The following is a 12100-nucleotide window of genomic DNA, read 5'->3' on the forward strand; positions in this document are numbered from 1 at the left end:
GCCGAGGATCTGCCGTCAGGCGGTTCTTCCGTGCCACGCCCCGAGCGCGCTGTCGACCGAGGGGTAGCACGGGTAACTCGATTCCTGACCCGCCGCCCGTAACAACCGATAGAGCGGGCGCCCGCAGATCATTGCCCAGTGCCGCCCGTCCCGAAGGTTCGATGCGTGGACGCTGTCGAGGACCGACAGTCCTGCCGTCCCGATGAAGTCGACCTTGGACATGTCGAGGATGAACTGCCCCTCCGGCGAGATCTGGGTGCAGACGTACTCGTGGAACACGGGCGCACTGAACAGGTCGATGTCACCGCGCACTCCGAGAACCATCACTCCTGAACCTATTCGCTCGGAAGAGAATTTCGCACTCGCACAGCGTGTCGGAACGGTATCGACCGCTGCGAGGACTACTTTCGGTGTGTAGTCGACGCCGGTACCCGCGCCCGAACAGGCCAGTTCGGGTTCTGGGACCCGTGGAACAACAGACATGGCTCACCCCATCTCGAACTATTGAGAGGGGAAGCGGAGCACCTGCAGACAAACCCGACCTCGGACACCTCTCACCGTCTGCTACGGCAGCGCTTCCCGACATCGGCTGTGTGTTCAACCTCGGTTCGAGACTACTCCCGGCAGTGATGTGTCACAAGGAAATAACAGATCCCCTTGCCGACATCTGCGCAGGTGAGCTATTACAAAGCGTTACCTACGGGCGCGCGTCTCGCGACGGCGCGCACCACTTGCTCGGCGACCACACGCAGCTTCACGTTCTCCTGTTGCGAGCGCGCGACAAGGACGCCGAACGCGGCCCCGGCATCTACTCCCCGCAACGCCATGACGATGCCCTTGGCCTGATCGATGACAGCCCGCGAATCATTTGCTATCCGCAATTGTTCGATCAGGCTTCTCGCTTCCTCGCATCGTCGTACCTGACGCAGTGCGGCTGTCGCCGCGTCGACGTGCAACCCGAGCACCGACTGATCGAGGTCGTCGAAGGCGCGCGGGCGACTGCCGTACAGGTTCAAGGCACCCAGCGTCTCGATATCCCCCGACCGGGAGTCTGCCCGTGTTGTCGCGTCGGTCAACGGCACCGATAGGGAGCTACCGCCAGTACCGAACACCGGGGCCTCGCGCAAGTGGAGAACCTCGTCCGAGGTTGCGGCCACGAATGCCGGGCCGGCTGCGCCCAGTAGCGTGATCCCGGCCATTTCCGCTCCGGGAAATGCCTGAACCGCCTGCCTGCACAAGTTGTTCAGGAGGGCAATGACACTGTCTTCGGTCTCGAGGAGCCGGAGTACCGCCTCGAGCGACACGGTGACGGGATCGACGTCCGTGGGGGCGTCGACGCTCGTCGCAGTCTGCCGTCGGAGATCCTTCCGCATCCCACCCGTCTCCTCTGACCACATGCCCCATCGAGAGCCTGAGGAACGCTCATCGCTTTGCGCCAACCCTACCTGCGCATACGTACCGCGCGGACTGGTTTGATCGGGGTTGTTCTGCGGTATCCCACCTGCGGTGTCCCTGGATCGCTACCCTGACTTGTCACCACCCGCGAGCCGGCACACTCCCGCCGTCAACCCGGTACGCCCGACCCGGAGGTCTCATGGCCATCGCCAAGACAATCGAACCCGACCAGGATCACACTCATCCCGTCGTCGAACTGCGCGTGCGAGCAACGCCCGATCAGCTGTCCGTACTACGCGCCCTGGCAGCCACCGTTGCCATTCACGAAGACTTCGACCTCGACTCCATCGCCGACATCAAACTGGCCATGGACGAGATCTGCACCCAATTGATCGTCCGCGCGACGCCCGATGCAGTCCTGGTGTGCCGGCTGCAGTACCTCGACGGCACACTGCGAGTGGCCGTGTCGAGCACCACCACGACCATTGATTCGCTCGGGCCGCGCTCGTTCGGCTGGCACGTACTCCATGCCCTGACCGATTCGGTCGATATGCGCCACGAGCTGGACCCGCCCTCGTCGGGATTCGTCACCACCATGGAATTCACCAGGGTGAAGAACGGCTCGATTCTGTGACGTCCGGTACTCGCGGTGGGGGGCAGACGGCACGCTGGCCGGACGAGTATCAGGATGTGGCAGCACTGTTCGAGCGGAAGGCCGCGCTCGACGACGACGATCCCGAAAGACGCATTCTCCGCGACGCCCTGGTGACGCGTTGTCTCCCCCTCGCAGAGCACATTGCCCGTCGTTTCGACGGGCGAGGCGAGGCGCACGACGACCTGGTACAGGTGGCGCGCCTCGGCCTCGTCAATTCGGTGGATCGGTTCGACGTGACCCGTGGTTCCGACTTCGTGTCCTTCGCGGTGCCCACGATCATGGGCGAGGTACGCCGGCATTTTCGAGATACCGGGTGGGCCGTGCGCGTACCGCGCCGCATGAAGGAACTGCATCTCGCGCTGAGCCTCGCGGTGGGCGAGTTGTCGCAGACCCTCGGCCACGCCCCCACGGTCAGCGAGCTGGCCGAACATCTCCACATCGACCAGGAGGACGTGGCACAGGGCCTCCTCGCCGGTAACGCCTACCAGACGGTGTCCGTGGACAACACGTCGTCCGAGCGGTCCGGCGAACTGTCCATGGTCGAGACGATCGGTGACTACGACGCCGCGATGGACGAAGTCGAGAATCACGAGACCCTGCGCCCGCTGCTCGAGTCGCTGCCCGAACGGGAGCGGACCGTCCTGATGCTCCGGTTCTTCGGCAACATGACGCAGACCCAGATCGCCGACCGCGTCGGCATCTCGCAGATGCACGTCTCGCGGCTGCTGGCGAAAACACTGGCGTCGCTGCGGGATCAGCTCGGCGAGGCGTGAGTCAGATCGTTGCCGCGTCGATCACGAACCGGTACCGCACATCGCTGGCGACGACGCGGTCGTAGGCGGTATCGATGTCGCTCGCCGGAATCACCTCGATCGCCGCGCCGATGCCGTGCTCCGCGCAGAAGTCCAACATCTCCTGAGTCTGGGCGACACCGCCCACCATCGAACCGGCGAGACTGCGCCGATTGGCGGCGAGACTGAACGCGCGTACCTCGATCGGCTTTTCGGGCAGGCCGAGTTCTACGAGGGTGCCGTTGATCGCGAGCATCGACAGGTACGCGTCGATGTCCAGGTTCACCGACACCGTGTTGACGATCAGGTCGAACCGGCTCCGCAACGATCTGAACGTCTCCGGATCGGAGGTGGCGTAGTAGTGATCGGCCCCGAACTTCAGCCCGTCCTCCTTCTTGCCGAGGGACTGGCTCAGAACCGTGACCTCCGCGCCCATCGCATGAGCGATCTTCACCCCGACGTGTCCCAGCCCGCCCATGCCGATGACGGCTACCTTCTTGCCCGGGCCCGCGCCCCAGTGCGCGAGTGGTGAGTACAACGTGATTCCGGCGCACAGCAGCGGCGCCGCGACGTCGAGTTCCAGCCCGTCCGGAATGGAGACGACGAAACGTTCCGTCACGACGATGTGCGTCGAATATCCGCCCTGCGTCCACTCGCCGTCGCGGCCGCGAGCGTTGTAGGTACCGGTGACGCGATTCGCGCAGTACTGCTCCTCACCGGCGCGGCAGGCGTCGCATTCACCGCAGGAGTCGACGAAGCACCCGACTCCGACGCGGTCACCCACGTGGTGGCGGGTCACCTCGGAACCGACGGCGGTCACCACACCGGCGATCTCGTGGCCGGGGACGACGGGATAGTGGGTTCCGCCCCACTCGTTGCGGGCGGTGTGGATGTCCGAGTGGCAGATGCCCGCGAACTTGATCTCGACGAGAATGTCGAGCGGTCCGAGTTCCCGACGTTCGATGGTGGTCTTTTCGAAGGCGCCCTCAGCGGACGTGACTGCATATGCGGCGGCGGTAACCATGCACACATGCCTACATGTTCGCGTCGCTCGGCGTCCAGGCGGGCCGTGTCCGAGGACAACGGCCCGCCCGGACGAATCGACTCAGTCCTCGAGTTCTTCTTTCTCGGCCCGGCGGCGGAGCCGCCGCGCGGCCGCCACCAGATTGCGTAGCGAGGGTTCCAACTGCCAGTAGTGACGGGTCTTGAGACCCCCGTCGGGGTTGGCCCACAGCCGCTCCAGGGAGACGGATTCGCTGGCCTCGGTGAGCAGTTCGTCCAGCTCGTCGATATCGGGGATCCGCGCCGACCTGCTCTCGTACACACCGGGGCCGACCCCGTGAGTCAGCGCCCGTTCCTTGAGAGCATCGAGCACCCAGGTAATGGACCGGGTGGCCACGATGGCAGTGACGTCCGCGTCGAGGCGTTCGATGGCATCGACGACCGACGCGCGGCTCGTGTAGGTGAGGTGGGTGTGGATCTGTGTCTCCGCTTTCGCGCCACCGGTGGCGAGGCGGAACGCATCGACAGCCCACTCGAGATACGCCTCACGACCGTCCTCGCGCAGAGGCAGCAGCTCACGGATGGCTGGCTCGTCCACCTGAATGATCGCTATACCCGCGGCCTCCAGATCGGCGATCTCGTCGCGGATCACCAACGCCAACTGGTCCGCCGTTTCGTACAACGGCTGATCCTGGCGGACGAACGACCGCGCGATCATCGTCACCGGACCGGTGAGCATGCCTTTGACCGGCTTGTCCGTCAAGGACTGTGCGTACGAGATCCACTCGACCGTCATCGGCTTCGGCCGTGACACGTCCCCATAGAGGATCGGCGGACGCGTGCACCGCGAACCGTAGGCCTGCACCCAGCCGTTGTGGGTGTACGCGTAGCCCTCGAGCAGCTCCGCGAAATACTGGATCATGTCGTTGCGCTCGTGCTCGCCGTGCACCAGCACGTCCAGACCGATGTCTTCCTGCAACCGGATGGTGTTCTCGATTTCGGCCTGGATCCGCTTGTAGTACTCGTCCCACTCCAGGCGTCCCTCCCCCAGCTCGTAGCGAGCCTGACGGATCTCGGTCGTCTGAGGGAACGAGCCGAGCGTCGTCGCGGGAACCAGGGGCAGATTCAGCCGCTCCTGCTGCGCGACGCGCCTCTCCTCGTACGGGACCCGGACACGGTCGGACGGCGTGATGGCATTGACCCGCGCACGCACGGCGTGCTTGAGCTTGAAGTGCACCGAGGTGGGGCGCTTGCGCCACTTCTCCGATGGCCCCTCGGTGAGAGCCTTCGCGAGCGACACGACCTCGCCGACCTTCTGCTTGGCGAACGCCAGCCTGTCCGCCACGTCGCCCTGGATGTCGTACTCGGACAGCACGTCGTAGGGCACGTGCAGCAACGACGTGGACGTCGAGACTACGAGATCCGGCACGACGTCCTTGATCGTGTTCAGGTACGTCAGGGTGTTATACCGGTCGACCCTCCACACGTTGCGGCCGTCGACCACACCGGCGTAGATGCGCTTGCGCCGAATGCCGGGGATCTTCGCCAGGTCATCGGCGCTCATCCGGTGGCTGACCAGGTCGAGACCGAGAGCCTCGACCTTGGTCGCGGCGAGGAGGGCGAGTGCTTCACCCAGGTGTCCGTACGGCCCGGTGACGAGGATGCGGGGACGCAGCGGTGCGTGCGACAGCTTCTCGTAGGCACGCGCGAGCGCGGCCAGCTCCTCGGGGGTGCGGTCTTCGGTGAACGACGGTTCGTCGAGCTGGACGCACGTGGCGCCGGCCTTCGCGAGCTGCTCGAACAACAGCTCGTACTCCGGCAGGATCTTGTCCAGCAGGTCGAGCGTCGAGAAGCCGTGCCGCCGGGACGCCGGCCCCACCTTCGACAGGAGCAACAGCGACACCGGACCGAGCACGACGGGACGCAGTTCGATTCCGCGCGCCTTCGCCCGTGCGAACTCGTCCATCAGCGTGTCCGAACGCAGGGAGAAGGTGGTGTTCTCGTCCAGCTCGGGCTGGCGGTAGTGGTAGTTGGTGCCGAAGAAGCGCACCAGCTCGAGTGGTGGGAAGTCGGGCCGGCCGCGACACATCGTGAAGTAGAAGTCCAGCGGATCCAGCTCGCTTTCGAGCGCGGCGAACCGCTCGGGCACCGCACCGAACAGCAGCGCGTTGTCGAGTACGTGGTCGTAGTACGAGAACGTGTTGCCCGGGACCTGGGTCAAACCGGTCGCGGCGAGCTCACTCCACGTCTCTTCCTGCAGGTCCCGCCCGACGGCGACGAGTTCTGCCTTCGTGCTGGTGCCATGCCAGTAGGACTCGAGGGCGCGCTTGAGTTCGCGGTGCGCTCCGATGCGGGGATACCCCAGGATGCTGGATCCGTATGTTGCGGTGCTGGACATGCGGTCGACCTTTCTGGGCTCAGTCCGGAGGCGGAAAGCGTCTCGGACTCGATGCACCTGTGCGCCTCTCACAACCGGGGTCGTGAAAGGCGCACAGGGTAGTCGCCTACCTACCTACTAGCTTGCTTTCTTGCTGGCCCGGCCGTTCTCGGCGTACTCGTAGAAGCCGGCGCCCGCCTTCTTGCCGACAAGTCCCGCCTCGACCATGCGCAGCAACAGCGGCGGTGCTGAGTACAGGGGCTCCTTGAACTCCTCGTACATGGAGTCGGCAATGGACTTGACCGTGTCCAGACCCACCAGGTCGGTCAGCGCGAGCGGACCCATCGGGTGTGCGAGGCCGAGCACCGTTGCCTTGTCGATGTCTTCCTTGGTGGCGAACCCCGACTCCACCATGCGAATGGCGGAGAGCAGATACGGCACCAGCAGGGCGTTGACGACGAAGCCGGAACGGTCCGCGGAGCGGACGACCTGCTTGCCCAGCACATCGCTCGCGAAGGCCTCGGCCCGCTCGGCCACCGCCTTGCTCGTCTTGAGCGTGGTCACGAGCTCGACGAGGGGAAGCACCGGAACGGGATTGAAGAAGTGCATCCCGATGACCCGTTCCGGGGACTTCGTGGCAATGCCCAGCTTCATGATCGGGATCGACGACGTGTTGGATGCCAGCACGGCATTCGGATCCGTCACGACCGAGTCGAGCTCGGCGAAGATGTCACTCTTCACCTTCTCGTCCTCGACGACGGCCTCCACGACGAGCTGGCGATCCGCGAAATCACCGAGATCGGAGGTGAACCGCAGCCGCCAGGCCGCCTGTTCACGTTCACGTTCGGTGATCTTGCCGCTGCTCACGCCGCGGTCGAGCGAACGCAGGATGCGTGAGCGCCCTGCAGCCGCAAGCTCACGGGTCTGCTCGAACACCAGAACATCGACGTGCGCGCGAGCGCACACCTCTGCGATTCCGGCGCCCATGATCCCGGCGCCGATAACGCCGACGCGCTGAATTTTGTCGCTGGTCACGTCGTCAGCTCCTTTTCGTCTAGTGGAGTCGTCGCCCCGGGAGGGGCCCTGGAACAGGCCCCTCCCGGGGGTCGGGATTGATCAGGTCACACCGTGATCGGTCGAATCCTTGTTGTGGACAAGGCTCAGTGGAACTGACCTTCTTCGGTGGAACCCTTCAGAGCAGCCGTCGACGTGTTGGGGTCGACCGTGGTGGCGATACTGTCGAAGTAGCCGGCACCCACCTCACGCTGGTGCTTGATGGCGGTGAAGCCACGCTCCTCGGCGGCCTTGAACTCGCGCTCCTGCAGGTCGACGAAGGCGGTCATGCCCTCGCGGGCGTAGCCGTGGGCCAGGTCGAACATGCCGTAGTTGAGCGAGTGGAAGCCGGCGAGGGTGATGAACTGGAACTTGAAGCCCATCGCGCCGAGCTCCTTCTGGAACTTCGCGATGGTCGAGTCGTCCAGGTGCGCCTTCCAGTTGAAGGAAGGCGAGCAGTTGTAGGCGAGGAGCTGGTCCGGGAACTCGCTGCGCACGGACTCGGCGAACCGCTTGGCGACCTCGAGGTCCGGCACGCCGGTCTCCATCCAGATGAGGTCGGCGTAGGGCGCGTAAGCCTTGGCGCGAGCGATGCAGGGCTCGATGCCGTTCTTGACACCGAAGAAGCCCTCGGCGGTGCGGGTGCCGTCCAGGAACGGCTGGTCGCGCTCGTCGACGTCCGACGTGATGAGGGTTGCGGCCTCGGCGTCGGTGCGTGCGATGACCACGGTGGGAACGTCCGCGACGTCGGCCGCGAGGCGAGCCGAGGTCAGGGTGCGGATGTGCTGCTGCGTGGGGATGAGCACCTTGCCACCGAGGTGGCCGCACTTCTTCTCCGACGCGAGCTGGTCCTCCCAGTGCGAACCGGCAACACCGGCCGCGATCATGGCCTTCTGCAGCTCGTAGACGTTGAGTGCACCACCGAAGCCGGCTTCACCGTCGGCGACGATCGGGGCGAGCCAGTTGTCGACGGACGTGTCGCCCTCGACCTTGGCGATCTCGTCGGCGCGCAGCAGGGCATTGTTGATGCGACGCACGACCTGCGGAACCGAGTTGGCCGGGTAGAGGCTCTGGTCCGGGTAGGTGTGTCCGGAAAGGTTCGCGTCACCGGCGACCTGCCAGCCGGAGAGGTAGATGGCCTTGAGGCCTGCACGAACCTGCTGAACTGCCTGGTTGCCGGTCAGCGCGCCCAGCGAGTTGATGTAGTCCTCGTTGTTCACGAGGTCCCAGAGGATCTCGGAACCACGGCGTGCGAGGGTCTGCTCTTCGACAACGGTGCCCTGGAGCTTGGTGACCTGCTCCGCCGTGTAGTTGCGGGTTACTCCCTTCCAGCGCGGGTTGGTGTCCCAATCCTGCTGAATCTCAGCTGCGGTCTTCGGGGTGCCGGTGGTCGACATCAAGACTCCATCTCTTCGATCTGCTGGTCCGGTACGGATGTACTGCTTCACATCCTTGCCAGGCCCTTCCTAGTTACTCATCGAGAATGACACACACAAAAAGTGCCGTCTACCTGTTGCTACTGCCAATCTTCGCTAGCTTTTCATCGAGCCTTGCAAACTTTGCGAAGAAGGAATGGGTCACGACCTACCCTGTCGGCGAGGAAAGATACCCGCCAGTAGTAAGAACGCGCAGGTCGCGAACACAATGCACGCAACCCCTCGTACACAGGTAATTGCGCCCCTGCGGCCCGCACCTCCCCGCCGCCGCGCACCCCTCGACGCGCCGGTTGTGATGGCAATCACCGATCGGGGCGGATACCGCGCTCGCGGCTGTCACCGCGCTCGCGTCGATGGCCGGCCCCGCGCGTCGAGGGGGGCGAATGTACCTTTCGGCGCGTCCACAGCGCTGGAAGGTACATTCATCCCGGACCGCAGCACCCGCGAAGGCTGCGAAGCCCCTCTTGCGAACCCCGCGAACCGTTCGTAGGCTGGGGAAATGTCGAAGACCTTCGTCGGTACCCGGTTGCGTCAGCTCCGCACCGAACGAGGCATGAGCCAGGCAGCACTGGCCAAGACGCTGGAAATCTCCGCCAGTTACCTCAACCAGATCGAGCACGACGTCCGGCCGCTCACCGTGCCGGTCCTGCTGCGCATCAGCGAGGTGTTCGGCGTCGACACCACCTTCTTCGCCTCCCAGGACGACACTCGCCTGATCGCCGAGATGCGGGAGGTTGCCCTCGATCAGGAGATGGGAATCGACGCCGACGCTCAGGAGATCGCGGATATGGTGGCGTCGCATCCAGGCCTGGCTAAGGCCATGGTCAACATGCATCGCCGGTTTCGCAACACCACCGCGCAGCTGGCGGCCGCCACGGAGGACCGGTTCAGCGACGGCAGCGGCAGCGGTTCCATCACGATGCCGCACGAAGAGGTCCGGGACTACTTCTACCAGCGCCAGAACTACCTGCATGAGCTCGACACTGCTGCAGAAGAGCTCACCGCGCGCCTGCGTTTCCACCGCGGTGACGTGGGTGGTGAAATCGCCCGCAGACTGGAAACGGTGCACGACGTACAGATCGTTCGCCGCATCGACCTGGGCGAGAACGTGCTGCACCGGTACGACCCCGAGTCGCGGGTGCTGGAGATCTCGCCGCACCTTTCGGGCGGGCAGCAGGTGTTCAAGTTCGCCACCGAACTGGCCTACCTGGAGTACGGCGACCTCCTCGACAAGATGGTGGCGGAGGGCGGCTTCACCAGCGACGAGTCGGTGGCGCTGGCCCGGCTCGGACTCGCCAACTACTTCGCCGCCGCGACCGTGCTGCCCTATGGACAGTTCCACGACGTCGCCGAGGATTTCCGTTACGACATCGAGCGTCTGTCGGCGTTCTACTCGGTCAGCTACGAGACGGTCTGCCACCGCCTCTCCACCCTGCAGCGGCCGAAGCTGCGCGGGGTCCCGTTCATGTTTGTGCGCGTCGACCGCGCCGGGAACATGTCGAAGCGCCAATCCGCCACAGGCTTCCACTTCTCCACGAGCGGCGGCACCTGCCCACTGTGGAACGTCTACGAAACGTTCGCGTACCCGGGCAAGATCATGAACCAGATCGCGCAGATGCCCGATGGCCGCCGGTACCTCTGGGTGGCCCGCACGGTCGAGCGGCGCGCCGCCCGCTACGGGCAGCCGGCCAAGATCTTCGCGATCGGGCTCGGCTGCGAGATCAGACACGCGCACCGCCTGGTCTACGGCGACGGACTGGACCTCGACGAGTCGAATCCCGGGACGCCGATCGGAGCCGGCTGCCGGGTATGCGAGCGGGTCAACTGCCCACAACGGGCGTTCCCGCCCCTGGGTAAGCAACTCGACATCAGCGAACACCGCAGTTCGGTGTCCCCCTACCTCATTCGGTGACGCATTGCACTTTCCGCCGCGCACCGCTGGGCCCTGTGAGCGCTTGTTCACACGTCTGTAATTCGCGACACGAACACGTCACCGACAGACATTCAGGCGCAACAACCGCGGCTTAATGTTCGCCGCACGAATACACCTCTGTATACGTGGGGCGGATACATCCGTTCCGGAATACGGGGTTCCCCACCTCCTCCGACGGAAAGGCCCGTACATGCGCACCTTCTCCAAGCGCGCCCTCGCTGCACCGATCGCGCTCGCCGCGATCGGGCTCGTGCTGACCGGTTGCGGCAGCAAGGCATCCGACACGGCCACGGAGTCCACCGCGGCATCCTGCGTGGACACCTCCGGGGACACGATCAAGGTCGGGTCGTTGAATTCGCTGTCCGGCACCATGGCCATCAGTGAGGTGACCGTCCGGGATTCGATCGCGCTCGCGGTCGACGAAATCAACAGCGCGGGCGGCGTGCTCGGCAAGAAGATTCAGATCGTGGCCGAGGACGGCGCTTCGGAACCCACCGTGTTCGCCGAGAAGGCCGAGAAGCTGATCAGCAGCGACTGTGTCGCAGCGGTTTTCGGCGGCTGGACCTCGTCGAGCCGCAAGGCGATGCTTCCGGTGTTCGAGGACAACAATTCCCTGCTCTACTACCCCGTCCAGTACGAGGGTCTCGAAGATTCGAAGAACATCTTCTACACGGGTGCCACCACCAACCAGCAGATCGTTCCTGCCCTCGACTACTTGAAGGAGAAGGGCGTCACGTCGCTGTACCTGGTGGGCAGCGACTACGTGTTCCCGCAGACCGCGAACCGCATCATCAAGGCCTACGCCGAGGCAAACGGCATCGAGATCAAGGGCGAGGACTACACGCCGCTCGGTTCCACCGACTTCTCCACAATCATCAACAAGGTTCGCTCCGCCGACGCAGATGCCGTGTTCAACACGCTCAACGGAGACTCGAACGTCGCGTTCTTCCGGGAGTACAAGAACGTGGGGCTGACCGCCCAGGACATGCCCGTCGTGTCGGTGTCGATCGCCGAGGAGGAAGTCGGCGGTATCGGGGTCCAGAACATCGAAGGCCAGCTCACGGCCTGGGACTACTACCAGACCATCGATTCGCCGGAGAACAAGACGTTCGTCGACGCGTACAAGGCGCGGTACGGCGCCGCCAAGCCGACGTCGGACCCGATGGAAGCCGCCTACACCTCCGTCTATCTGTGGAAGAACACCGTCGAGAAGGCGAATTCGTTTGCTACGGCCGACATTCAGGCCAACGCGGACGGAGTGGCGTTCGACGCCCCCGAGGGAAAGGTCACGATCGACGGTTCCAACCACCACATCAGCAAGACGGCCCGGATCGGTGAGATCCGGGGAGACGGCCTGATCTACACGGTGTGGGATTCCGGCACCCCGATCGAGCCGGACCCGTACCTGACGTCCTACCCCTGGGCCGAGTCGCTCGGTAGCTAGCACCACGTCCGACG

10 protein-coding genes are annotated in these 12100 nt (G+C 64.6%); 4 read left to right on the top strand and 6 right to left on the bottom strand.

The window, feature by feature from the left end; genetic code table 11:
• Positions 1–15: 15 nt before the first annotated feature.
• Together HYG77_RS08315 and HYG77_RS08320 are read right to left on the bottom strand one after the other, a co-directional pair.
• Positions 16–324: an STAS domain-containing protein gene (locus HYG77_RS08315; RefSeq protein ID WP_244373543.1), complete on the bottom strand. Its 309-nt coding sequence runs from the start codon at positions 322–324 to the stop codon at positions 16–18.
• A gap of 359 nt (positions 325–683) precedes the next feature.
• On the bottom strand, positions 684–1373 hold the full coding sequence (locus tag HYG77_RS08320) for an ANTAR domain-containing protein (protein ID WP_109327750.1): 690 nt from the start codon (positions 1371–1373) through the stop codon (positions 684–686).
• Positions 1374–1594: 221 nt separating this feature from the next.
• Between HYG77_RS08320 and HYG77_RS08325 the strand changes: the two genes are divergently transcribed.
• Positions 1595–2029 carry an ATP-binding protein gene (locus HYG77_RS08325; RefSeq protein ID WP_109327748.1) on the top strand — a complete coding sequence of 145 codons (435 nt, stop codon included), beginning with the start codon at positions 1595–1597 and terminating at the stop codon, positions 2027–2029.
• On the top strand, positions 2026–2823 hold the full coding sequence (locus tag HYG77_RS08330; RefSeq protein ID WP_109327746.1) for a SigB/SigF/SigG family RNA polymerase sigma factor: 798 nt from the start codon (positions 2026–2028) through the stop codon (positions 2821–2823). The genes HYG77_RS08325 and HYG77_RS08330 overlap by 4 nt, the downstream gene beginning before the upstream one ends.
• 1 nt (position 2824) lies before the next feature.
• On the opposite strand, the gene HYG77_RS08335 is transcribed toward HYG77_RS08330, so the two are convergent.
• The 4 genes from HYG77_RS08335 to aceA all read right to left on the bottom strand — a co-directional run bounded on the left by HYG77_RS08335 (position 2825) and on the right by aceA (position 8670).
• Positions 2825–3865, bottom strand: a complete 1041-nt coding sequence (locus HYG77_RS08335; protein ID WP_208962387.1) for an NAD(P)-dependent alcohol dehydrogenase — start codon at positions 3863–3865, stop codon at positions 2825–2827.
• An 81-nt stretch (positions 3866–3946) separates the two neighbouring features.
• Positions 3947–6241: a 5-methyltetrahydropteroyltriglutamate--homocysteine S-methyltransferase gene (gene metE / locus HYG77_RS08340; protein ID WP_109327742.1), complete on the bottom strand. Its 2295-nt coding sequence runs from the start codon at positions 6239–6241 to the stop codon at positions 3947–3949.
• A 117-nt stretch (positions 6242–6358) separates the two neighbouring features.
• Positions 6359–7255 (bottom strand): 3-hydroxybutyryl-CoA dehydrogenase, encoded by an 897-nt coding sequence (locus HYG77_RS08345; RefSeq protein ID WP_109327740.1) that lies wholly within the window; start codon positions 7253–7255, stop codon positions 6359–6361.
• A gap of 125 nt (positions 7256–7380) precedes the next feature.
• Positions 7381–8670, bottom strand: a complete 1290-nt coding sequence (aceA, locus tag HYG77_RS08350; protein WP_109327738.1) for an isocitrate lyase — start codon at positions 8668–8670, stop codon at positions 7381–7383.
• Positions 8671–9208: 538 nt separating this feature from the next.
• Between aceA and ramB the strand changes: the two genes are divergently transcribed.
• A complete protein-coding gene (gene ramB, locus HYG77_RS08355) occupies positions 9209–10621 on the top strand; it encodes an acetate metabolism transcriptional regulator RamB (RefSeq protein WP_109327734.1) in 1413 nt (470 codons plus the stop codon).
• A 211-nt stretch (positions 10622–10832) separates the two neighbouring features.
• Entirely contained in the window at positions 10833–12086 is a 1254-nt protein-coding gene (gene urtA, locus HYG77_RS08360) for an urea ABC transporter substrate-binding protein (RefSeq protein ID WP_208962388.1), read from the top strand.
• Positions 12087–12100: the final 14 nt, after the last annotated feature.

It is taken from the genome of Rhodococcus sp. ZPP, from assembly GCF_017656075.1.
Taxonomy (GTDB): Bacteria; Actinomycetota; Actinomycetes; order Mycobacteriales; family Mycobacteriaceae; genus Rhodococcus_F; species Rhodococcus_F oxybenzonivorans.

Coding starts and splice junctions, on each gene's coding strand:
- HYG77_RS08315 (WP_244373543.1), bottom strand. CDS start 324: ATGGTTCTCGGAGTGCGCGGTGACATCGACCTGTTCAGTGCGCCCGTG.
- HYG77_RS08320 (WP_109327750.1), bottom strand. CDS start 1,373: ATGCGGAAGGATCTCCGACGGCAGACTGCGACGAGCGTCGACGCCCCC.
- HYG77_RS08325 (WP_109327748.1), top strand. CDS start 1,595: ATGGCCATCGCCAAGACAATCGAACCCGACCAGGATCACACTCATCCC.
- HYG77_RS08335 (WP_208962387.1), bottom strand. CDS start 3,865: ATGGTTACCGCCGCCGCATATGCAGTCACGTCCGCTGAGGGCGCCTTC.
- metE (WP_109327742.1), bottom strand. CDS start 6,241: ATGTCCAGCACCGCAACATACGGATCCAGCATCCTGGGGTATCCCCGC.
- aceA (WP_109327738.1), bottom strand. CDS start 8,670: ATGTCGACCACCGGCACCCCGAAGACCGCAGCTGAGATTCAGCAGGAT.
- ramB (WP_109327734.1), top strand. CDS start 9,209: ATGTCGAAGACCTTCGTCGGTACCCGGTTGCGTCAGCTCCGCACCGAA.
- urtA (WP_208962388.1), top strand. CDS start 10,833: ATGCGCACCTTCTCCAAGCGCGCCCTCGCTGCACCGATCGCGCTCGCC.